Annotated in this window: 15 protein-coding genes; 10 read left to right on the top strand and 5 right to left on the bottom strand. The window is 65.9% G+C overall.

Annotated elements, in window-relative coordinates; genetic code table 11:
- The first annotated feature begins 118 nt into the window (after positions 1 to 118).
- The 4 genes from NP552_RS00230 to NP552_RS00215 all read left to right on the top strand — a co-directional run bounded on the left by NP552_RS00230 (position 119) and on the right by NP552_RS00215 (position 5,505).
- A complete protein-coding gene (locus NP552_RS00230; RefSeq protein WP_043863951.1) occupies positions 119 to 1,741 on the top strand; it encodes a BCCT family transporter in 1,623 nt (540 codons plus the stop codon).
- 153 nt (positions 1,742 to 1,894) lie between these two features.
- Positions 1,895 to 3,016 carry an aromatic ring-hydroxylating oxygenase subunit alpha gene (locus NP552_RS00225; RefSeq protein WP_043863952.1) on the top strand — a complete coding sequence of 374 codons (1,122 nt, stop codon included), beginning with the start codon at positions 1,895 to 1,897 and terminating at the stop codon, positions 3,014 to 3,016.
- A 45-nt stretch (positions 3,017 to 3,061) separates the two neighbouring features.
- On the top strand, positions 3,062 to 4,510 hold the full coding sequence (locus NP552_RS00220; RefSeq protein WP_043863953.1) for an NAD-dependent succinate-semialdehyde dehydrogenase: 1,449 nt from the start codon (positions 3,062 to 3,064) through the stop codon (positions 4,508 to 4,510).
- Positions 4,511 to 4,533: 23 nt separating this feature from the next.
- Complete coding sequence (locus NP552_RS00215) at positions 4,534 to 5,505, top strand: PDR/VanB family oxidoreductase (protein ID WP_043863954.1); 972 nt, start codon at positions 4,534 to 4,536, stop codon at positions 5,503 to 5,505.
- A gap of 114 nt (positions 5,506 to 5,619) precedes the next feature.
- Here NP552_RS00215 and glgB read toward each other — a convergent pair whose 3' ends face one another.
- The 3 genes from glgB to NP552_RS00200 are packed head-to-tail and all read right to left on the bottom strand — an operon-like array spanning position 5,620 to position 13,176.
- Complete coding sequence (gene glgB / locus NP552_RS00210) at positions 5,620 to 7,833, bottom strand: 1,4-alpha-glucan branching protein GlgB (protein ID WP_274096265.1); 2,214 nt, start codon at positions 7,831 to 7,833, stop codon at positions 5,620 to 5,622.
- The gene (gene treS, locus NP552_RS00205; protein WP_043863956.1) at positions 7,834 to 11,142 is read right to left on the bottom strand and encodes a maltose alpha-D-glucosyltransferase; all 3,309 of its coding nucleotides are present in this window, start codon (positions 11,140 to 11,142) and stop codon (positions 7,834 to 7,836) included.
- Positions 11,143 to 11,169: 27 nt separating this feature from the next.
- Positions 11,170 to 13,176 (bottom strand): alpha-1,4-glucan--maltose-1-phosphate maltosyltransferase, encoded by a 2,007-nt coding sequence (locus NP552_RS00200; protein ID WP_274096264.1) that lies wholly within the window; start codon positions 13,174 to 13,176, stop codon positions 11,170 to 11,172.
- Positions 13,177 to 13,318: 142 nt separating this feature from the next.
- On the opposite strand from NP552_RS00200, the gene NP552_RS00195 reads away from it, so the two are divergent.
- Positions 13,319 to 13,474 carry a hypothetical protein gene (locus tag NP552_RS00195; protein WP_167400188.1) on the top strand — a complete coding sequence of 52 codons (156 nt, stop codon included), beginning with the start codon at positions 13,319 to 13,321 and terminating at the stop codon, positions 13,472 to 13,474.
- A gap of 95 nt (positions 13,475 to 13,569) precedes the next feature.
- On the opposite strand, the gene NP552_RS00190 is transcribed toward NP552_RS00195, so the two are convergent.
- Entirely contained in the window at positions 13,570 to 15,243 is a 1,674-nt protein-coding gene (locus NP552_RS00190) for an AMP-binding protein (protein WP_116053828.1), read from the bottom strand.
- A gap of 204 nt (positions 15,244 to 15,447) precedes the next feature.
- On the opposite strand from NP552_RS00190, the gene NP552_RS00185 reads away from it, so the two are divergent.
- From NP552_RS00185 to NP552_RS00170, 4 genes are all read left to right on the top strand, one after another.
- On the top strand, positions 15,448 to 16,611 hold the full coding sequence (locus NP552_RS00185) for an isovaleryl-CoA dehydrogenase (RefSeq protein ID WP_043863959.1): 1,164 nt from the start codon (positions 15,448 to 15,450) through the stop codon (positions 16,609 to 16,611).
- Between the two features lie 83 nt (positions 16,612 to 16,694).
- Positions 16,695 to 18,299 (top strand): carboxyl transferase domain-containing protein, encoded by a 1,605-nt coding sequence (locus NP552_RS00180; protein ID WP_043863960.1) that lies wholly within the window; start codon positions 16,695 to 16,697, stop codon positions 18,297 to 18,299.
- A gap of 3 nt (positions 18,300 to 18,302) precedes the next feature.
- Complete coding sequence (locus tag NP552_RS00175; protein ID WP_274096263.1) at positions 18,303 to 19,121, top strand: gamma-carboxygeranoyl-CoA hydratase; 819 nt, start codon at positions 18,303 to 18,305, stop codon at positions 19,119 to 19,121.
- Complete coding sequence (locus NP552_RS00170; protein ID WP_274096262.1) at positions 19,118 to 21,076, top strand: acetyl/propionyl/methylcrotonyl-CoA carboxylase subunit alpha; 1,959 nt, start codon at positions 19,118 to 19,120, stop codon at positions 21,074 to 21,076. Before NP552_RS00175 ends, NP552_RS00170 begins: the two co-directional genes overlap by 4 nt.
- Before the next feature lie 72 nt (positions 21,077 to 21,148).
- Here the strand turns inward: NP552_RS00170 and NP552_RS00165 are convergent, their stop codons facing one another.
- The gene (locus tag NP552_RS00165) at positions 21,149 to 21,766 is read right to left on the bottom strand and encodes a LexA family protein (protein ID WP_274096261.1); all 618 of its coding nucleotides are present in this window, start codon (positions 21,764 to 21,766) and stop codon (positions 21,149 to 21,151) included.
- Positions 21,767 to 21,898: 132 nt separating this feature from the next.
- On the opposite strand from NP552_RS00165, the gene NP552_RS00160 reads away from it, so the two are divergent.
- Positions 21,899 to 22,231, top strand: coding sequence for a DUF6124 family protein (locus tag NP552_RS00160; RefSeq protein WP_054914395.1), 333 nt, complete (start codon positions 21,899 to 21,901; stop codon positions 22,229 to 22,231).
- Positions 22,232 to 22,264: the final 33 nt, after the last annotated feature.

Raw genomic sequence — 22,264 nt, 5'->3', positions numbered from 1 at the left:
TCTGTTAACCAAAAGATAGTAGTTAACTTATAGTTAACAGAAGGAGGACGCTTTACCGCACTACCCCCCGGATTGCCTGCCGGGTACAGATAAGAACGCCAACGTCCAGGAGACGATGATGTCGCACAAGAATAAAAAACAGATAGATGTGTTCCTGATTACCGTGAGCCTGATTGCCGTGCTGCTCACCGTGATCGGCCTCGCCGTGTTTCCCTCCCAGGCCGAACAGGCCGCCAACCAGTTGTTCGAGATTGCCACCCGTACCTTCGGCACCAGTGTCCAGGTGCTGGTATTCGGCAGTTCGCTGGCCGTGCTGTATCTGGCGTTCAGCAAGTACGGCAACATCCGCTTCGGCAGCGGCAAGCCCGAGTACTCCACCCCCACCTGGGTGTTCATGTTCATCTGTGCCGGCATGGGGTCCTCGACCTTGTACTGGGGCGTGATGGAATGGGCCTACTACTACCAGACCCCTGGTCTGAACATTGCCGCGCAATCGAGCCAGGCGCTGGAATACAGCGTCAGCTACTCGTTCTTCCACTGGGGCATCAGCGCCTGGTCGATCTATGCCCTGGCCTCGCTGGCCATGGCCTATCACTTCCACGTGCGCAAGAAGAGCGGCCTGAACCTGGCCTCGATCGTCGAGGCGGTGACCGGCTTCAAGGCCACCGGCCCGATCGGTCGCACCGTGGACCTGATCTTCCTGCTGACCATGATGGGCGCGCTGACCGTGTCGCTGGCGCTCACCGCCTCGACCCTGACCCGCGGCCTGCATGACCTGGCCGGTACCCCCGACACCTTCACCGTGCAACTGATGGTGATCGGTGCAGTGGCCATCCTGTTCTCGCTCAGTTCCTACATCGGCATCGATGGCGGCCTGCAGCGCCTGAGCAAGATGGTGTGCATCGGCGCGCTGGTGTTCGCCGGCGTGGTGCTGCTGGTGGGCCCGACCCAGTTCACCATCAACAACACCGCCAACTCCATCGGCCTGATGGTGCAGAACTATGTGCGCATGAGCCTGTTCACCGACCCGGCCGGCGACGGCGCGTTCACCCGCAACTGGACGGTGTTCTACTGGCTGTGGTGGGTGTCCTATGCCCCGGGCGTGGCCATGTTCGTGACCCGTGTGTCCCGTGGGCGCCAGCTCAAGGAAGTGGTGTTCGCCCTGCTCGCCGGTGGCAGCGTGGGCTGCTGGTTCTTCTTTGGCGCGCTGGAAAGCTACAGCATGCACCAGTTCATCAACGGCGCCATCGACGTACCGAAGATCCTCAGCGAGCAAGGCGGCGAATCGGCGGTCAGTGCCCTGCTGACAGCACTGCCGATGGGCAAGGTGTTCCTGGGCGTGTACCTGTTCATCATGGCGGTGTTCTGCGCCTCGCACATGGACGCTGCCGCCTATGCCGTGGCGGCCACCAGTACCCGCAACCTGCGCGAAGGCGACGACCCCACCCCCACCCACCGTCTGTTCTGGTGCGTGGTGCTGACCCTGGTACCGCTGGCCATGCTGTTCGCCAAGGCCTCGCTGTCGACCATGAAGACCGCCGTGGTGCTGACCGCGATCCCGTTCATGGTGATCCTGCTGATCAAGATCTACGGCTTCTTCAAGTGGATGCTGCAGGACTACGGCCACGTGCCGGCCCACCGCATCGAGGAAGAGGCCGCGCGCCTGGCCGGCGAGCAGCCCGAACAGCCTGAACCCGTTGAACAACCCGCAGCGGCCCCGGTAACCGCGACGGCCCGCTGAGTCGCTGACCCCGACCCACCTGCACGGATGCAGGCCTGACGGTCCTTTTTTTTGCCTGTTCTGTTAACCAATAGATACACGTAAACCAATAAGTAAAAGCCAATTGAACAACGGTGCGCCGGCCTGGCTGGACGCCCCCGTGAGGAGATAGCAATGAACGACTTCAAACGCCTGCCCGCCGATTTCTGCGCCAGCGCAGACGAGGCCTTCACCATTCCGGCCAAGTTCTACACCCAGCCTGCGGTGTTCGAGCACGAGAAAGAGAACATCTTCGCGCGCAGCTGGATCTGCGTGGGTCATCGCAGCGAAGTGGCCGAGAACAACGCCTACATCACCCGCGAGATCATCGGCGAGAGCATCATCGTGGTGCGTGGTCGCGACAGCGTGCTGCGCGCCTTCTACAACGTGTGCCCGCACCGTGGCCACCAGCTGCTCAGCGGCAGCGGCAAGGCCAAGAACGTGATCACCTGCCCGTACCACGCCTGGACCTTCAAGCTCGACGGCGAACTGGCCCACGCACGCAACTGCGAGAACGTGGTCAACTTCGACAAGCAGAACTCCACCCTGGTGCAGCTGCGCGTGGAAGAGTACGCAGGCTTCATCTTCATCAACATGGACATGGACGCCGGCAGCGTCGAAGACCAGCTGCCCGGCCTGCAGGCACGCATGCGCCAGGCCTGCGCGGTGATCGACGACCTGCACCTGGCAGCACGTTTCGTCAGCGATACCCCGGCCAACTGGAAGTCCATCGTCGACAACTACCTGGAGTGCTACCACTGCGCCCCGGCGCACCCGGGCTTCTCCGACTCGGTGGACGTCGGCCAGTACAGCCACACCACCTACGGCAACTGGACCCTGCAATATGGCCTGGCCAAGCCGTCGGAGCAGTCGTTCAAGTTCGACGAAAGCGTCAAGGACCCCTCCTTCGCCGGCTTCTGGGCATGGCCGTGCACCATGTTCAACGTGCCGCCAGGCGCGAACTTCATGACCGTGATCTACGAGTTCCCGGTCGACGCCGAAACCACCCTGCAGCACTACGACGTGTACTTCCTGAACAAGGACATCACCGAAGAGCAGCAGAAACTCATCGACTGGTACCGCGAGGTGTTCCGCCCCGAGGACCTGCGCCTGGTCGAGAGCGTGCAGAAGGGCCTCAAGTCCCGCGGCTACCGTGGCCAGGGCCGGATCATGGCCGACCGTGAGCGCAGCGGCATGAGCGAGCACGGCATCGCCCACTTCCACAACCTGATCGCCGTCGCCCACCTCAACGACTGACAACGCCCGCCCCCGGTACGCCGGGGGCGGCATGGAGTGCCTTGCGTGAAACTCAACGATCCCACACTGCTGCGCCAACAGGCGTACATCAACGGCCACTGGTGCGATGCCGACGACGGTCGTCAGGTCGAGGTCTGCGACCCGGCCAACGGCGAACGCCTGGGCAGCGTGCCGCTGATGGGCGGCGCCGAGACGGTACGCGCCATCGAAGCCGCCGAGGCCGCGCTGCAAGGCTGGCGCGAGCGCACCGCCAAGGACCGCGCGCAGGTGCTGCGCCGCTGGTTCGAACTGCTGCTGCAGCACGAAGACGACCTGGCCCGGCTGATGACCTTCGAGCAGGGCAAGCCACTGCACGAGGCACTGGGCGAGATCCGCTACGCGGCCTCGTTCATCGAATGGTTTGCCGAGGAAGGCAAGCGCGTCTACGGCGATGTCATCCCCAGCCCTTCCAACGACAAGCGCCTGCTGGTGATCAAGCAGGGCATCGGCGTGTGCACCGCCATCACCCCGTGGAACTTCCCGGCGGCGATGATCACGCGCAAGGTGGCCCCGGCCCTGGCCGCCGGCTGCACCATCGTGGTCAAGCCAGCCAACGAAACCCCCTTCTGCGCCCTGGCGCTGGTGGAGCTGGCCGAACGTGCAGGCATCCCGGCCGGGGTGTTCAGCGTGGTCACCGGTGATGCGGTGGCCATTGGCGCCCAGTTCACCGGGCACCCGGCCGTGCGCAAGCTGAGCTTTACCGGCTCCACCCCGATCGGCCGGCTGCTGATGGGCCAGTGTGCCCAGAGCATCAAGAAGGTGTCGCTGGAACTGGGCGGCAACGCGCCGTTCATCGTGTTCGACGATGCCGACATCGACGCCGCCGTCGAAGGCGCGCTGGCAGCCAAGTACCGCAACGCCGGCCAGACCTGCGTATGCGTCAACCGTTTCTACGTGCATGACAGCGTGTATGCGCAGTTCACCGAACGCTTCGTGGAGCGCGTGCGCGCCCTGGGCGTGGGCCACGGCACCAGCGCCGCGAGCCAGGTCGGCCCGCTGATCAGCGACAAGGCCGTGGCCAAGGTGCGCAGCCTGATCGACGACGCCGTGGCCAAGGGCGCCGACCTGCTGCTGGGCGGCGAAGCCCATGCGCTGGGCGGCAACTTCTTCGCACCCACGGTGCTGGCCAACATTGCGCCGGGCACCCAGCTGTTGCAGGACGAGATCTTCGGCCCGGTGGCGGCCATCGTGCGCTTTCGCAGCGACGAAGAGGTGATTGCCCAGGCCAACGACACCCTGTACGGCCTGGCGGCGTACTTCTACAGCCGCGACATCGCCCGGGTGTTCAAGGTGGCCGAGGCACTGGAGTACGGCATGGTCGGTATCAATACCGGGCTGATCTCCAATGAAGTGGCGCCGTTTGGCGGCGTCAAGCAGTCGGGCCTGGGCCGCGAAGGCTCGCGCTACGGCATCGAAGACTATCTGCAAATCAAGTACCTGTGCCTGGCCGTGTGAGCCAGTGGCAGTCGAGGTGAATCATGGCCAACAAATACGAGATGTTCAGTGTGCAGGTAACCGCCGTCGAGCAGGCGACGCCGCTGATCAAGCGCTTCACCCTGGCCCGTGAGGACGGCGCGCCGATGCCGGCATTTACCGGTGGCAGCCACGTGATCGTGCAGATGCAGGGCGCCGACGGGCGCCAGTTCAGCAACGCCTACTCACTGATGAGCGACCCGCGCGACACCCGCAGCTACCAGATCGGCGTGCGCCTTGAAGAGCAGTCCAAGGGTGGCTCGGCGTTCATGCACCAGCAGGTCGAGGTGGGCAGCGTGCTGACCATCTCCAGCCCCAACAACCTGTTCGCACTGGACCCGAGCGCGGGCCGGCACGTACTGATCGCCGGCGGCATCGGCATCACGCCGTTTCTGGCGCAGTTGCATGAACTGGAGGCCGGCAGCACCGCCTACGAGCTGCACTATGCCTTTCGCAGCCCCGAGCATGGCGCGTTCCAGGCCGAACTGAGCAGCGGGCCGCATGCGGCCAACACGCAGTTCTACATCGACAGCCTGGAGCGCAAGCTGGACCTGGCCACGCTGTTTGCGGGCCTGGATGACGCGGCGCATGTGTATGTGTGCGGGCCCAAGCCGCTGATCGATGCGGTGATCGCCACCGCAGCATCGCTGGGCATTGCCGAGCAGCGCGTGCACTGGGAGCAGTTTGCCGCGGCGCCGGTGACCGGTGCAGCGTTTACCGTGGTGCTGGCGCGCTCGGGGCAGGAGTTGCAGGTGGAGGAAGGCATGACCATCTTGCAGGCCATCGAGAAATCCAAGGCGGCCAAGGTGGAATGCCTGTGCCGCGAGGGTGTGTGCGGCACCTGCGAGACCATGATTCTGGAGGGTGAGGCCGAGCATTTCGACCAGTACCTGAGCGATGAAGAGAAGGCTTCGCAGCAGAGCATGATGCTGTGCGTGTCGCGGGCGCGCACGGCCCGGCTGGTGCTGGACCTGTAGATCGAATCGCGGGTCAAGCCCGCTCCCACAGGTGCAGCGCAGTTCCTGAAAACACTGCAATCCCTGTGGGAGCGGGCTTGACCCGCGAATGGCCTGCGCAGCAGGCCCAAGGTCTCAAGCCGGGCGCAGCACCAGCACCGCCAGTGGCGGCAGGTTCACCGCCAGCGACAGCGGCTGCCCATGGCTGGGCAACGCCTCGCTGTTCACCGCCCCGAGGTTGCCGTAGTTGGACCCGGCATACACCTGGGCATCGCTGTTGAGCACCTCCACCCACTGTTCGCCAAACGGCACCCCGATGCGATAACCCTCCCTCGGCACCGGCGTGAAGTTGGCCACCACCAGCAACGGCTCGCCCTCGTCGCTCCAGCGCAGCCACGCATACACGCTGTTGCGCGCATCGTCGCCGATCAGCCACTGGAACCCTTGCGGCACGCAGTCCTGCTGATGCAGCGCCTTCTCGTCGCGGTACAGCCGGTTCAGGTCGGCCACCAGCGACTGCACACCCTTGTGCTCGGGGTACTGCAACAGGTACCAGTCCAGTTCCGCGTCATGGTTCCACTCGCGCCACTGGCCGAATTCGCAGCCCATGAACAGCAGCTTCTTGCCCGGATGGCACCACATGAAGGCCAGGTACGCGCGCAGGTTGGCGAACTTCTGCCAGCGGTCGCCCGGCATCTTGTCGATCAGCGAGTGCTTGCCGTGCACCACCTCGTCATGGGAAATCGGCAGGATGAAATGCTCGGAATACGCGTAGATCAGGCCGAAGCTCATCTCGTTGTGATGATGCGCACGGTGGATCGGGTCGTTCTGGATGTAATGCAGGGTGTCGTGCATCCAGCCCATGTTCCACTTGTAGTTGAAACCCAGGCCGCCCTGCTGGGTCGGCTGGCTGACACCCGGCCAGGCGGTGGATTCCTCGGCGATCACCAGCGCCCCCGGCGCCTCCTGGGCCACCACGTCGTTGAGGTGGCGCAGAAAATCGATGGCCTCCAGGTTCTCGCGCCCGCCGTGGCGGTTGGGCACCCATTCGCCGGCCTTGCGCGAATAGTCGCGGTACAGCATCGAGGCCACCGCATCCACCCGCAGCCCGTCGATGTGAAAATGCTTGAGCCAGTGCAATGCCGAAGCCAGCATGAAGCCGTGCACCTCGTTGCGCCCCAGGTTGTAGATCAGCGTGTCCCAGTCCTGGTGGAAGCCCTCCAGCGGGTTGGCGTACTCATACAATGCGGTGCCATCGAACTGCGCCAGCCCATGTTCGTCGGTGGGAAAATGCGCCGGCACCCAGTCGAGGATCACGCCGATGTGGGCCTGGTGGCAGGCGTCGATGAACGCGGCGAAATCCTCGGCCGTGCCATAGCGCGCGGTGGGCGCGAACATCGACAACGGCTGGTAGCCCCACGAGCCGCCAAACGGATGCTCCATGATCGGCATCAGCTCGATATGGGTGAAGCCCAGTTCCTGGATGTAGGGCACCAGCCGCTCGGCCAGTTCGCGCCAGTTGTAGTAGCGGGCCACTTCACCGCTTTCATCCAGCTCGCATTGCCAGGAACCGGCGTGCAGTTCGTAGATCGACAGCGGCGCGTTGGTGGCCTGGTGCGCCGCACGCACGCGCATCCAGCCCTGGTCCTGCCACACATGGCCCAGCGCGGCGGCCACCTTCGAGGCGGTGCTGGGCGGCAGCTCGGTGGCCAGTGCCAGCGGGTCGGCCTTGAGCGGCAGGATGCCGTCGGGCCCGAGCAGTTCGTACTTGTACGTCTCGCCGGCCTGCAGGCGCGGGATGAACAGCTCCCACACACCGCTGGGCACGCGCTTGCGCATCGGGTGGCGGCGCCCGTCCCAGTTGTTGAAGTGACCGACCACCGACACCCGCCGCGCATTCGGCGCCCACACCGCAAAGCGCACCCCGTCGATGCCGTCCACCTGTGCGGGCTGCGCGCCGAACACCTTGGCCAGGTCGCGATGATTGCCCTCGGCGAACAGGTACAGGTCCATCTCCCCCAGCAGCAGCTGGGTAAAGCTGTAGGGGTCTTCGGTGACCTGCTCGCCCCCTGCCCAGTTGATGTGCAGGTCGTACGCCTGCTGTTGCTGCAACCGCCCGCTGAACAGCCCGGGCACACTGCCCTGCTCCAGCTCCAGCAGCACCTGCCCACTGTCGCGGGCCACCGCCCGGGCGCTCAGGGCATCGGGCAGGTAGGCGCGTATCCACTGCCCGCCCGCGCCATCCGGGTGCGGCCCGAGCACCGCGAACGGGTCGCCGTGCCTGGCATTGACCAGGTCATCGATATCCCTTGTGCCCAACCCAGCCTGTTCCCGCTTGTGCGCGCTCATTCATTCTCCCCACGTACTGACAAGCCCATGGAGGCCATGCAAGGGCACGGCCAACCAGCTCGGGCGATTCTCGGCTTCATACATAATTTCGTAGGCAGCCTTTTCCAGGCTGAACAGGTCCAGCGCCGCGCGTGCCCCGCCGGGCTGTTCCCAGGCGTGCGGCAGGTCGGCGGTGGCCAGATCGTAGGCCTGAACAAAGGCATGCCGGGCCTGGTGCAGGTAGCGCCGCGCCACGCGCTGACGGGCCTGGCGGGCCGGCGGCGAGACGTCCACCCCCGACGCGCTGCGCAACACCATCGCAGCAGCATAGTCGAACGAACGCAGCACGCCGCTGACGTCCTTGTACGGGCTGTGCTTGCCGCGTCGCTCCTCCAGCGGGCGCGCCGGCTCGCCTTCGAAGTCGATCAGATAGGCATCGCCCTGCACCACCAGCACCTGGCCCAGGTGCAGGTCGCCGTGTACCCGTATCAGCACGCCACCGACCGCCTGCATGGCCAGTTCGCTGACCTGTTCGAGCAGGCCCTTGCGCTGCTTGCCCAGGTCGTCGACCAGCGCCTGGCTGTCGGCATCCAGCTCATCGCGGTGCTGCTCCAGCAGGTCGAACGCCTGGTTGAGCTGGGCACTGACCTGCTTGCCCCAGGCCTTGCCATCGCGCGCGCTACTCACCCGCGGCTTGAACGCCGGGTCCTGGGTGGGCGCGGCCAGCACCTGGTGCATCTGGCCCAGGCGCTGGCCCAGCTGCGCGGCAAAGGCCTGCAGCTCCTGCAAGGCATCGGCATGGGCCTGCGGGGCCTGGATGCCGGGTTCCATTTCGTCGCGAATCGCGCGTTCCAGGGTGTTCTGGGTCCAGTCCCAGGCGTCGCCCTGGTTGCTCAGGTAGCCCTGGGCGATCATCAGCAGGTGCGGCTGCCCGGTGGCGTCCACCCGGCTCAGCCAGCCCAGCAGCGGTGATATGTTCGGGTAGCCGGCGGCAGTGAGGTAGGCGCTCATCTCGAGCTCGGGGTGGATGCCGCCATTGACCCGGCGGATCAGCTTGAGCACCAGGCTGCCCCCTACCACCACCGAGCTGTTGGACTGCTCGGCCGACAGGTAGCGCACCGCCGGCTCGTCGCCCAGCTCCAGGGCGGCCAGCTGCTCGGTGGCCTGGAACTGCAACTCGCCGTCGCTGCAGCTCAGGCGCGTGCCATCGGCAAAGCCGGCCAGCACCGCGCGAATGAAGCTTTCGAGCACGAAACCATCGGTGATCAGGCCCACCTGGCGCCCCCGGCGTACCCGTGACAGGGCCAGTTGCTGGGGCAATGCGCTGGTCAGCTGGTCTTCGCCGATCAGGCCGAACGGCAACTGATAGCGGCTGGTCTGCCCGCCGCTGTCGACCTCGATTTCACTGAGCAGCACGGGGCTGGTGGCCGCACCGAAGCGCACGCCATAGGCGATGCGCACCTTTTCCAGCGCGGCGCCCTTGCCCGCGAACCAGCGGCGCTTGGGCAGGTACTGCGGCAGGATGGCGTCTTGCAGGGTGTCGCGCGACGGCGATTCGAGCAGCTCTTCCATGCGTTTCTTGAGCACCACGGTGGTGAACTCCGGTAGCGGCTGCGCGGGCTGCACATGCCAGCTGGGCATCTGGTCCCTGGGCGCGAGCAGGAACCAGTAGAAGCCATAGGGCGGCAAGGTCAGCAGAAACGGCAGTTGGCCGATCGGCGGGAACGCGCTGCCGCCGAGCATCTCCACCGGCACCTGGTCGACATAGGCCGAGAGGTCCAGCTCTGCCGCCTGGGCGGCGCGGGACACGTTGGCCACGCACAGAATGGTTTCGCCCTTGCCGTCGCTGCCGGTGAATTCGCGGACATACGCCAGGATGCGGCGGTTGCTGGGCGAGAGCATGGTCAGGCTGCCGCGGCCAAAGGCCTTTTGCTGCTTGCGCACCGCCAGCAGGCGACGGTTGAAGTTGAGCAGCGAATGCGGGTCGCTGGCCTGGGCCTCGACGTTCACCGACTGGTAGCCGTACAGCGGGTCCATGATCGGCGGCAGCACCAGGCGTGCCGGGTCGGCGCGGGAGAAGCCGCCGTTGCGGTCGATGGACCATTGCATCGGCGTGCGCACGCCGTCGCGGTCGCCCAGGTAGATGTTGTCGCCCATGCCGATCTCGTCACCGTAATACAGGGTCGGGGTGCCCGGCATCGACAGCAGCAGGCTGGTCAGCAGCTCGACCCGGCGCCGGTCGCGTTGCAGCAACGGTGCCAGGCGCCGGCGGATGCCCAGGTTGATGCGCGCGCGACGATCCTGGGCGTAGTAGTTCCACAGGTAGTCGCGCTCGCGGTCGGTGACCATCTCCAGGGTCAGCTCGTCGTGGTTGCGCAGGAAGATCGCCCATTGGCAGTTGGCCGGGATCTCCGGGGTCTGGCGCAGGATGTCGGTGACCGGAAAGCGGTCTTCCTGGGCCAGCGCCATGTACATGCGCGGCATCAGCGGAAAGTGAAAGGCCATGTGGCACTCGTCGCCCTGCCCTTCGCCGAAGTACAGCTGGGTGTCCTCGGGCCACTGGTTGGCCTCGGCCAGCAGCATGCGGTCGGGGTAGTTGGCGTCGATTTCGGCGCGGATCTTCTTCAGCACCTGGTGGGTTTCGGGCAGGTTCTCGTTGTTGGTGCCATCGCGCTCGATCAGGTACGGGATGGCATCCAGGCGCAGGCCATCCACGCCCAGGTCGAGCCAGTAGCGCATCACCCCGATCACCGCCTTGAGCACCTGCGGGTTGTCGAAGTTGAGGTCGGGCTGGTGCGAATAGAAGCGGTGCCAGAAGTACTGGCCGGCAACCGGGTCCCAGGTCCAGTTGGAGTGCTCGGTGTCGAGGAAGATGATGCGCGTGCCGTCGTACCTGGTATCGGTGTCGGACCACACATAAAAGTCCCGCGCCCTGGAGCCGGGCTTGGCGCGCCGGGCCTTCTGGAACCACGGGTGCTGGTCGGAGGTGTGGTTGATGACAAGCTCGGTTATCACCCGCAGGTTGCGCTTGTGCGCCTCGGCGATGAAGCGTCGCACGTCGGCCAGGGTGCCGTAGTCGCTGTGCACGGCCTTGTAGGCGGCGATGTCGTAGCCGTCGTCGCGCCGTGGCGAGGGGTAGAACGGCAGCAGCCACAGGGTGTTGACCCCAAGCTCGGCGATGTAGTCGAGCTTGGCGATCAGGCCGGGAAAATCACCGATGCCGTCGCCGTTGGAGTCGAAGAACGACTTGACGTGCACCTGGTAGATGATCGCGTCCTTGTACCACAGCGGGTCGTTGATGAACGTGGCTGGGCGGGCTTTCTTCGCCATGTACGACTCCTTCTGGTTGGCGGGGGGCTAGCGGGCCGGGGTGATGCGCCAGATGCCGAACGGCTGGTGCCAGGGTTCGATGCGCATCCACTGGGTCTTGCCGTACCAGCTCCAGCGATGGCCGCTCATCAGGTCTTCGCCGAAGGTTTCGGCGTCGTCCTCCAGGCCCAGCTCCCACAGCGGCAACTCGAAGTGCGCCTCCTGGGCGTTGTGCGGGTCGAGGCTGACGGCCACCAGGATCAGGCTGCCGCTGGCCGGATCGCCCTTGGCGAAGTACAGGATGTTGTCGTTCCAGGCGTTGTAGAAGCGGATGCCCAGGTGGGTCTGCAGGGCCGGGTGCTGGCGGCGGATGCGGTTGAGCTTGGCGATCTCGGCAATGATGTTGCCGGGCTGGGTGTAGTCGCGCGGGCGGATCTCGTACTTCTCCGAGTCCAGGTATTCCTCCTTGCCCGGTATCGCCGCCGCCTCGCACAGCTCGAACCCCGAATACATGCCCCACAGGCCCGAGCCCATGGTGGCCAGCGCTGCGCGAATCAGAAAGCCCGGGCGGCCGGAGTCGTGCAGGAAGAACGGGTTGATGTCCGGCGTGTTGACGAAGAAGTTGGGGCGGTAGCAGTACGACCACGGCGGCTGGTTGAGTTCGCCGAAGTACTGTTGCAGCTCGGCCTTGGTGTTGCGCCAGGTGAAGTAGGTATAGCTCTGCGAATAGCCGACCTTGCCCAGGCGCGCCATCATCGCCGGCTTGGTGAAGGCCTCGGCGAGGAAGATCACCTGCGGGTGCTGGCTGCGCACGTTGGCGATCAGCCACTCCCAGAACGGCAGCGGCTTGGTGTGCGGGTTGTCCACGCGAAACTGGGTCACGCCCTCCTGCACCCAGCCCAGCACCACGTCGCGCAGGGCCAGCCACAGGGCGGGCACCGCGTCGGCGGCATAGAAGTCGACGTTGACGATGTCCTGGTATTTTTTCGGTGGGTTCTCGGCATAGCGGATGGTGCCGTCGGGGCGCCAACTGAACCAGCCCGGGTGCTCGGTGAGCCAGGGGTGGTCCTGAGAGCACTGGATGGCGAAGTCCAGGGCGATTTCCAGACCATGCTCGGCGGCGGCGGCCACCAGCCGGCGGAAGTCTTCGCGGCTGCCCAGCTGCGGGTGGATGGCCTCGTGCCCGCCGTCGGCGCTGCCGATGGCGTAGGGGCTGCCGGGGTCGTCGGGGCCGGCCTGCAAGGCGTTGTTGCGGCCCTTGCGGTGCTGGGTGCCGATGGGGTGGATGGGCGGGAAGTAGAGCACGTCAAAGCCCATGTCGCGGATCATCGGCAGGCGCTGATGCACGTCGTTGAAGGTGCCGTGGCGGGCCGGGTCGTCGGTGACCGAACGCGGGAACAGCTCGTACCAGCTGGCAAAGCGTGCGCGCTCGCGCTCCACCTCAAGGGGGAACTCGGCGCTGCGGCTTAGGTAGGCACGGTGGTCGGCGCGGCCCATCAGGGCGCGGGTGTCGTCGTGCAGCAGCAGCTCGACGCCGGCCTGGGCAGGCAGGCTGGACAGTTGCAGGGCCACCGCCTCCAGTTGCGCACGCAGCGGCTCGCTGCTGCGCTCGGCGCTCTGCATCAGATGGCGGCGGCCCTCCTCCAGCTCCAGGCCTACGTCGACGCCGGCGGCGAATTTCTTCTCCAGCTCGTAGCAGTAGCTGGCGTACTGGTCGATCCAGGCCTCGATCATGAACAGGTGGCGGCCCACCTCGCTGACCGTGAAGCGCCCCTCCCAGCTGTCGTTGCCCAGCAGCGTCATGGGCACTTCGTGCCAGTTGGGGTGCTGCAGGCGGCGCCAGCTCAGGCGCACGGCCAGCACGTCGTGGCCGTCGGCGAAGACCTTGCTGGTAACGGTGACCTGTTCGCCCACGGTACCCTTGACCGCGTGCTGGCCGGCGTCGAGCACAGGTTCGGTGTTCTCGATCACTATGCGCGGCAGCAGCAGCGCCCTGGCCAGGGTCAGGGTGTGCTCGCTGGTTTCATCGGTGCTGAAAGGCTCATCGCGGGTCATCGAACATCGCTCCGTTACGCTGTGACGGTAAGGTTCAGAGCAATGGCAGGCGTGGGGGTTCAATAAAAAATGAGCGATGCGGCGCGGCCACGGTCGAAGAATGGGTCAGCCTTTGAACAGCCCTTTATGTGAGGTTCGGCCCATGAATATTCCTATTCCTGCTGAAACGCCCGATCCGAATATCGATGACCCCAATCTGCCACCACCGGTGCCCGAGAAGGAGCCTGAGCCGCCCAAGGAGCAGGAGCCCGTGGGCGACCCGCCCAGTGAAGAGCCGCCGGTGAAGGTGCAAGCGTAGACGGGGTTGCACGGTGGTGCTGCTTTCGCCGGCAACGCCGGCTCCTACAGTAAACGCGCCGACCTGTAGGAGCCGGCGTTGCCGGCGATGCGATATCAACGGTTGCACAACTCCTCGATGCTGATCTCGCGCATGCGAAACTTCTGGATCTTGCCGGTCACCGTCATCGGAAACTCCTCGACGAAACGAAAATGTCGCGGCGTCTTGAAGTGCGCGATGCGGCTCTTGCACCAGGCCTGCAGCTCCCCATCGGTGGCGCTGTGCCCAGGGTGCAGCTTGATCCACGCCACGATCTCCTCGCCGTAACGCTCATCCGGAATGCCGATCACCTGCACGTCCGCCACCGACGGGTGGGTGAAGAAGAACTCCTCCAGCTCGCGCGGGTAGATGTTCTCGCCACCGCGAATGATCATGTCCTTGTTGCGCCCGGCAATGCACACGTAGCCCTGCTCGTCCATGCTCGCCAGGTCGCCGGTGTGCATCCAGCCCGCCGGGTCGATCGCCTCGCTGGTGGCCGCCGGGTTGCCCCAGTAGCCCAGCATCACGCTGTAGCCGCGGGTGCACAGCTCGCCGATGGTGCCACGCGGCACGATGCAGCCGTGTTCGTCGACGATCTTGCTCTCCAACTGCGGCTGGGTGCGCCCCACCGTGGTCACGCGCAGCTCCAGCTCGTCGTCCGGGCCGGTCTGCAGCGACACCGGGCTGGTCTCGGTCATGCCGTAGGCGATCTGCACCTCGCCCATGTGCAACTGGTCGATCACCCGACGCATCACTTCGATCGGGCAGGTAGCACCGGCCATGATGCCGGTGCGCAGGCTGCTCAGGTCGTAGTCGCCGCGCCGCGGCTGGTCGAGCAGCGCGATGAACATGGTCGGCACCCCGTACAGCACGGTGGCGCGCTCGCGGGCCACGCCTTCGAGGGTCAGCAGCGGGTCGAAGGCGTCGTTGGGGTAGATCATGGTGGTGCCGTGGGTGATGCAGCCCAGGTTGCCCATGACCATGCCGAAGCAGTGGTACAGCGGCACCGGGATCACCATGCGGTCATGCTCGGTCAGGCCCAGGCTCTCGCCGACCATGTAGCCGTTGTTGAGGATGTTGTAGTGGCTCAGGGTCGCGCCCTTGGGGAAGCCCGTGGTGCCGGAGGTGTACTGGATGTTCACCGGCTGGTCGAACTGCAGGCTCTGCTGGCGCTGCTGGTACTCGGCCGGGGCGACCTGCTCGGCCATGCCGGCCAGCGCCGCCCACGGCAGGAAGCCGCCCGGCGGCGCGTCGTCGAGGCTGATCAGCCCGCGCAGGTCGGGCAGGCGCTCGCCATTGAGCTGGCCTGGCGCCTGGTGCGCCAGCTCCGGCAGCAGTTCGCCGAGCATGGCATGGTAGTCGGAGGTCTTGAAGGTGCCGGCGCAGATCAGCCACTGGCAGGCAGACTGGCGCAGCACGTATTCCAGTTCGCTGGTGCGGTAGGCCGGGTTGATGTTGACCAGGATCACGCCGATTTTGGCGGTGGCGAACTGGGCGATGCACCACTGCGCGCAGTTGGGCGCCCAGATACCCAGGCGGTCGCCGGTCTTCAGGCCCAGCGCCATCAGGGCGCGGGCATGCAGGTCGATGCTGTCGGCCAGTTCGCGCCAGCTGTAGCGCAGTCGCTGGTGGCGCACCACCAGTGCCTCGCGCTCGGCAAAGCGCGCCACGGTGTTGTCCAAGGCCTGGCCGATGGTCATGGCCAGCAGCGGTTTGTCCTGGCGACCCTGGGTGTAGCTCGGTTGATTCATGACGACCCCGTATTGTGATTGTTGTGGGTGCTGATTCACGCGAGACCTAATGTGGCGCAAATTAACGTTAACGTAAAGGTCATGGGGAGATTGACAGTGTTCGGTGCGGGGTTTACGTTAACGTAAAGGTGACAGATCGCAGCGCCTTGATCGCGGGTCAACCACCACGCCACTCAAAGAACAATCGACAAGAAAGGTGCCAGCATGCGTTATCCGACCCTGAACTTCGCCCTGGGCGAAACCATCGACATGCTCCGCGACCAGGTGCAGGCGTTCGTCGCAGCCGAGCTGGCCCCGCGTGCGGCGCAGATCGACCAGGACAACCTGTTCCCCGCCGACATGTGGCGCAAGTTCGGCGACATGGGCCTGCTGGGCATCACCGTCAGCGAAGAATACGGCGGCGCGGGCCTGGGCTACCTGGCCCACGTGGTGGCCATGGAAGAAATCAGCCGCGGCTCGGCCTCGGTCGCGCTCTCCTACGGCGCCCACTCCAACCTCTGCGTCAACCAGATCAACCGCAACGGCACCGCCGAACAGAAAGCCAAATACCTGCCCAAGCTGATCAGCGGCGAGCACATCGGCGCCCTGGCCATGAGCGAGCCCAACGCCGGCTCCGACGTGGTGTCGATGAAACTGCGTGCCGAACAGCGCGGCGACCGCTTCGTGCTCAACGGCAGCAAGACCTGGATCACCAACGGCCCCGACGCCAACACCTACGTGATCTACGCCAAGACCGACCTGGAAAAGGGCCCCCACGGCATCACCGCGTTCATCGTCGAGCGCGACTGGGCCGGCTTCAGCCGCAGCAACAAGTTCGACAAGCTGGGCATGCGCGGTTCCAACACCTGCGAGCTGTTCTTCGACAACGTCGAGGTGCCCCAGGAGAACATCCTCGGCCAGCTCAACGGTGGCGTGAAGGTGCTGATGAGCGGCCTGGACTACGAGCGTGTGGTGCTCTCCGGCGGCCCTACCGGGATCATGCAGGCGTGCATGGACCTGGTGGTGCCCTACATCCACGACCGCAAGCAGTTCGGCCAGAGCATCGGCGAGTTCCAGCTGATCCAGGGCAAGATCGCCGACATGTACACCCAGCTCAATGCCAGCCGCGCCTACCTGTATGCCGTGGCCCAGGCCTGTGATCGCGCCGAGACCACCCGCAAGGACGCCGCCGGGGTGATCCTCTATACCGCCGAGCGCGCCACCCAGATGGCCCTCGAGGCAATCCAGATTCTGGGCGGCAACGGCTACATCAACGAATTCCCCGCAGGCCGCCTGCTGCGCGACGCCAAGCTGTACGAGATCGGCGCCGGCACCAGCGAGATCCGGCGCATGCTGATCGGTCGCGAGCTGTTCAACGAGACGCGCTGAGGCGCTCAGCGGCAACGCCGCCATAACGCAGACCCACTCTTGCAGCTTGGAGCTTGCCGCTTGAAGCTGCGCCAGGAGCCACGATGATTCTGAAGTCTCAGTTGAACCCCCGCGCGCCCGAATTCGCGCTCAACAGCGCGGCCATGCTCGAACAGGTCCAGGGCCTGCGTGACCTGCTCGCCAGCGTGCACCAGGGCGGCGGGCCCAAGGCCCAGGAGCGCCACACCTCACGCGGCAAGTTGCTGCCGCGCGACCGCATCGACCGCCTGCTCGACCCCGGTTCGCCGTTTCTGGAGATCGGCCAGCTGGCCGCCCACGAGGTGTACGGCGAAGACGTGCCTGCCGCCGGCGTGATCGCCGGCATCGGCCGCATCGAGGGCGTGGAGTGCATGATCGTGGCCAACGACGCCACGGTCAAAGGCGGCTCGTACTACCCGCTGACCGTCAAGAAGCACCTGCGCGCCCAGACCATCGCCCAGCAGAACCGCCTGCCCTGCGTGTACCTGGTGGACTCTGGCGGCGCCAACCTGCCGCGCCAGGACGAGGTGTTCCCCGACCGCGAGCACTTCGGCCGCATCTTCTTCAACCAGGCCACCATGAGCGCCCAGGGCATCCCGCAGATCGCCGTGGTGATGGGCTCGTGCACCGCCGGCGGTGCCTACGTGCCGGCCATGGCCGACGAGGCGATCATGGTGCGCCAGCAGGCCACCATCTTCCTGGCCGGCCCGCCGCTGGTCAAAGCCGCCACCGGCGAGGTGGTCAGCGCCGAAGACCTGGGCGGTGCCGACGTGCACTGCAAGGTCAGCGGCGTGGCCGACCACTATGCCGACAACGACGAACACGCCCTGGCCATCGCCCGGCGCTGCGTGGCCAACCTCAACTGGCGCAAGCTGGGCCAGCTGCAGGTGCGCACCCCGATCGCCCCGCTGTACGCAGCCGACGAGCTGTACGGCGTGGTGCCGGCCGATGCCAAGCAGCCGTTCGATGTGCGCGAGGTGATCGCGCGCCTGGTGGACGGCTCGCTGTTCGACGAGTTCAAGGCGCTGTTCGGTACCACGCTGGTGTGCGGCTTTGCCCACCTGCACGGCTACCCGGTGGCGATTCTGGCCAACAACGGCATCCTGTTCGCCGAGGCCGCGCAGAAAGGCGCGCACTTCATCGAGCTGGCCTGCCAGCGCGGCATCCCGCTGCTGTTCCTGCAGAACATCACCGGCTTCATGGTGGGCCAGAAGTACGAGGCCGGCGGCATCGCCAAGCATGGCGCCAAGCTGGTGACCGCAGTGGCCTGTGCCCAGGTGCCCAAGTTCACCGTGATCATCGGCGGCAGCTTCGGTGCCGGCAACTATGGCATGTGCGGGCGTGCCTACGACCCGCGCTTTCTGTGGATGTGGCCCAACGCGCGCATCGGCGTGATGGGCGCCGAACAGGCCGCAGGCGTGCTGGCCCAGGTCAAGCGCGAACAGAGCGAGCGCAGCGGCCAGGTTTTCAGCCCGCAGGACGAGGCGCAGCTCAAGCAGCCGATCCTGGACCAGTACGAACACCAGGGCCACCCCTACTATTCCAGCGCAAGGCTGTGGGACGACGGCGTCATCGACCCCGCGCAAACCCGCGAGATTCTCGGCCTGGCCCTCTCGGCAGCCCTCAATGCCCCGATCGAACCGAGCCGTTTCGGCATTTTCCGGATGTGACCGATGAGCGACTTCTCTACCCTTGAACTGATTCGCGACCCGCGCGGCTTCGCCACCCTGTGGCTGAGCCGCGAGGCCAAGAACAACGCCTTCAACGCGCAGATGATCCGCGAACTGATCATCGCCACCGACCAGATCGGCAACGACGCCAGCCTGCGCTTCATGGTGCTGCGCGGGCGCGGCCGGCACTTCAGTGCCGGCGCCGACCTTGCCTGGATGCAGCAGTCGGCGCAGCTGGACTACAACACCAACCTGGACGACGCCCGCGAGCTGGCCGAGCTGATGTACAACCTGGCGCGGCTCAAGGTGCCGACCCTGGCGGTGGTCCAGGGCGCAGCCTTCGGCGGTGCCGTGGGGCTGATCAGTTGCTGCGACATGGCCATCGGTGCCGACGACGCGCAGCTGTGCCTGTCTGAAGTGCGCATCGGCCTGGCGCCGGCGGTGATCAGCCCGTTCGTGGTGCAGGCCATGGGCGAGCGCGCCACCCGCCGCTATGCCCTGACCGCCGAACGCTTCAGCGGCGAGCGGGCCCGCGAACTGGGCCTGCTGGCCGAAACCTGCCCGGCCGCGCAGCTGGATGCCGAGGTCGAGCGCTGGGTCGACAATCTGCTGCTCAACAGCCCGCAGGCCATGTGCGCCAGCAAGGAGCTGCTGCGCGAAGTGGGCAATGGTGAGCTCACCCCTGCCCTGCGCCGCTACTGTGAAGGCGCCATTGCGCGTATCCGCGTGAGCGCCGAAGGCCAGGAGGGCCTGCGCGCCTTCCTCGAAAAACGCACGCCAGCCTGGCAAACCCCTGCTTCGGACAAGGAGCCACGCCCATGAGCCGCCCTCTGCTGACCACCCTGCTGGTCGCCAACCGTGGCGAGATCGCCTGCCGCGTGATGCGCACCGCCAAGGCCATGGGCCTGACCACCGTGGCCGTGCACAGCGCCATCGACCGCGATGCGCGGCACAGCCGCGAAGCGGATATCCGGGTTGACCTGGGTGGCGCCAAGGCGGCCGAGAGCTACCTGGACATCCCCAGGCTGATTGCCGCGGCCAAGGCCAGCGGCGCCCAGGCGATACACCCGGGCTATGGCTTTCTGTCGGAGAACGCAGGCTTTGCCCGGGCCATCGAAGAAGCCGGGCTGATCTTCCTCGGCCCGCCGGCCAGTGCCATCGACGCGATGGGCAGCAAGTCGGCGGCCAAGGCGCTGATGGAAGTGGCCGGGGTACCGCTGGTGCCTGGCTACCACGGCGAAGCCCAGGACCTGGAGACCTTCCGCGCGGCCGCCCAGCGCATCGGCTACCCCGTACTGCTCAAGGCCACCGCCGGTGGCGGTGGCAAGGGCATGAAGGTGGTCGAGCAGGAAAGCCAGCTGGGTGAAGCCCTGGCCTCGGCCCAGCGTGAAGCGCTGTCGTCGTTCGGCGATGCACGCATGCTGGTCGAAAAGTACGTGCTCAAGCCGCGTCACGTCGAAATCCAGGTGTTCGCCGACCAGCATGGCAACTGCCTGTACCTGAACGAGCGCGACTGCTCGATCCAGCGTCGTCACCAGAAGGTGGTCGAGGAAGCCCCGGCCCCCGGCCTGAGCCAGGCGCAGCGCCAGGCCATGGGCGAGGCGGCGGTACGTGCGGCCCAGGCCATCGGCTATGTGGGCGCAGGCACGGTCGAGTTCCTGCTCGATGCCCGCGGCGAATTCTTCTTCATGGAAATGAACACCCGCCTGCAGGTGGAGCACCCGGTGACCGAGGCGATCACCGGCCTGGACCTGGTGGCCTGGCAGATCCGCGTGGCGTGCGGCGAGGCGCTGCCGCTGACGCAGGATCAGGTGCCGCTGCACGGGCATGCCATCGAAGTACGCCTGTACGCCGAGGACCCGGCCAACGACTTTCTGCCGGCCACCGGGCACCTGGCGCTGTACCGCGAGTCGGCGCCGGGCGAAGGGCGCCGGGTCGACAGCGGCGTGTGCGAAGGTGACAGCATCTCGCCGTTCTACGACCCGATGCTGGGCAAGCTGATTGCCTGGGGCGAGAACCGGGAGCAGGCACGCCTGCGCCTGCTGGCGATGCTCGACAGCTTCGCCATTGGCGGCCTGAAGACCAACATCGCCTTCCTGCGCCGCATCCTGGCCCACCGCGCCTTTGCCGAGGCCGAACTGGATACCGGGTTCATCCCGCGCTATCAGGATCAACTGCTGCCCGCCCCCGTCGCGTTGCCGACAGCGTTCTGGCAGGCTGCCGGGCAGGCCTTCCAGCAATCGCGCCCCGCCTGCGTGCGCGCTGATGACCGGCACTCGCCGTGGGCAGCCGCCACCGGTTTCAGGCCGGGCGTACCGGCGCAGACCGCCCTGCACCTGCGCTGCAATGGCGAAGACCGGGCACTGAGCCTGAACCCCGGGTCGGTGTCCGCGCGCATGGACGGCGAGCACCTGGTGATCGAGCACGAAGGCGTGCGGCGCAGGCACCTGGCCGTGCGCCGTGGGCAAACGCTGTATCTGGAGTGGGATGGCGAGCTGCACGGGGTAAGCGCTTTCGACCCGATTGCCGAGGCGGACGCCGGCCATGCGCACCAGGGCGGCATGAGTGCGCCCATGAACGGCAGCATCGTGCGGGTACTGGTGGAGGTCGGTCAGGTGGTCGAGGCTGGCACGCAACTGGTGGTGCTGGAGGCCATGAAGATGGAGCACAGCATCCGCGCACCCCAGGCCGGGACGGTCAAGGCGCTGTATTGCCAGGAAGGCGAGATGGTCAGCGAAGGGGCCGCGCTGGTGGAGCTGGAGGTTCAGGAAGGCTGACGGCTCTGCACCTGCACAGGGTTTTGTGGGCGCCATGAAACCCTGTGTGGGCCGGCTTGCCAGCGACGCTTTTCAGCCCAGCCGGATAGACGCCTGCACCACCACACCGAGCACCTCGGTGCCCTCCTCCCACGTCAGTTTGGGCCAGGTGGGATTGAGCGGCTGCAAGTACCGCTGACCACCCTCCTCGACCAGCTGGCGAAACACCGCGACAGGATTGCCGGACAGGCGCGCGATCACCAGCGCGCCGATCTCGGCAGTTCGACCGCTGTCCACCAGCACCATCATGCCCGCCGGCACGCTCAGGCCCATGGGCGAATTCATCGCGTCACCTTCCACCGTCAGCCAGTAGCACGGGCCATCGGCCAGGTGGTCGCTGAGCACGGTCGGCGCACCTTCGACAGGCTCGGCCAGGTGCTCCCAGTCCGACAGCGGGTAGCGGAATGCACCCAGCGCCGGTGTGGCATAGACCCCGGACGGCTCCGCGACGGCGTCGTCGCAGACCACGCCCATGCGCCCCATGCCCAGTATCCGCAGGATCTCGTCGATGGTGGCCAGCGGTGGGTTGTTCCTTCCCCGAATCCAATGGCCAACGCCACCTTGGGTCACCCCGAGGCGTTCGGCCAGTTTCTCCTGCGTGAGGCCCAGCTCGCGCATTCTGGCTTTCGCCAGTTCATTCCATTTTTTCATCGCTGGCACGATACGGACTGACAGCAGCGACTCAATACATACTCTGTAGTATTTAAGCGATGGAATACAATACAATATGTACTTAGGATTGAAGGGTAATCTTTTCCTACTCACTACAAGGAAGGCAGCCCCATGACCCCACCCCCTTTCAACGACCTGGACAGCGAAGCGGCACGCCGCGCACTGGACTATTACCTCAACCCTACCCCATCTACGGTCAGCCACACGGACGACCAGCTGTTCATCGCCCGCCAGGACCTCTCGGCCGAAGCGGCCACCGAACACGCCTCGAGCATGCTGCGCTGCGCCGCGGCCAGCGCCTACGAGTCGGCCGACAACCTCAAGGGCAACTCACGGGACATGGCCTTCTCGGTGATGCACATGATCAACATGGCCAGGGCGCTGCTGGACCGCAGCCTCGCGGAACAGGCCAGGCGGCAGGAGCTTCAATCAAGGGAGGGATGATGGGCAACGGGAACGGCGGTGGGGCAGGCCGTG

Source organism: Pseudomonas sp. 8209 (assembly GCF_028682105.1).
In the GTDB taxonomy this organism is placed as follows: domain Bacteria; phylum Pseudomonadota; class Gammaproteobacteria; order Pseudomonadales; family Pseudomonadaceae; genus Aquipseudomonas; species Aquipseudomonas palmensis.
The sequence above is the reverse complement of the archived record's forward strand: the minus strand, read 5'-3'. Positions and strand labels throughout refer to the sequence as shown.

Coding starts and splice junctions, on each gene's coding strand:
- NP552_RS00230 (WP_043863951.1), top strand. CDS start 119: ATGTCGCACAAGAATAAAAAACAGATAGATGTGTTCCTGATTACCGTG.
- NP552_RS00225 (WP_043863952.1), top strand. CDS start 1,895: ATGAACGACTTCAAACGCCTGCCCGCCGATTTCTGCGCCAGCGCAGAC.
- NP552_RS00215 (WP_043863954.1), top strand. CDS start 4,534: ATGGCCAACAAATACGAGATGTTCAGTGTGCAGGTAACCGCCGTCGAG.
- glgB (WP_274096265.1), bottom strand. CDS start 7,833: ATGAGCGCGCACAAGCGGGAACAGGCTGGGTTGGGCACAAGGGATATC.
- treS (WP_043863956.1), bottom strand. CDS start 11,142: ATGGCGAAGAAAGCCCGCCCAGCCACGTTCATCAACGACCCGCTGTGG.
- NP552_RS00200 (WP_274096264.1), bottom strand. CDS start 13,176: ATGACCCGCGATGAGCCTTTCAGCACCGATGAAACCAGCGAGCACACC.
- NP552_RS00195 (WP_167400188.1), top strand. CDS start 13,319: ATGAATATTCCTATTCCTGCTGAAACGCCCGATCCGAATATCGATGAC.
- NP552_RS00190 (WP_116053828.1), bottom strand. CDS start 15,243: ATGAATCAACCGAGCTACACCCAGGGTCGCCAGGACAAACCGCTGCTG.
- NP552_RS00185 (WP_043863959.1), top strand. CDS start 15,448: ATGCGTTATCCGACCCTGAACTTCGCCCTGGGCGAAACCATCGACATG.
- NP552_RS00180 (WP_043863960.1), top strand. CDS start 16,695: ATGATTCTGAAGTCTCAGTTGAACCCCCGCGCGCCCGAATTCGCGCTC.
- NP552_RS00175 (WP_274096263.1), top strand. CDS start 18,303: ATGAGCGACTTCTCTACCCTTGAACTGATTCGCGACCCGCGCGGCTTC.
- NP552_RS00170 (WP_274096262.1), top strand. CDS start 19,118: ATGAGCCGCCCTCTGCTGACCACCCTGCTGGTCGCCAACCGTGGCGAG.
- NP552_RS00165 (WP_274096261.1), bottom strand. CDS start 21,766: ATGAAAAAATGGAATGAACTGGCGAAAGCCAGAATGCGCGAGCTGGGC.
- NP552_RS00160 (WP_054914395.1), top strand. CDS start 21,899: ATGACCCCACCCCCTTTCAACGACCTGGACAGCGAAGCGGCACGCCGC.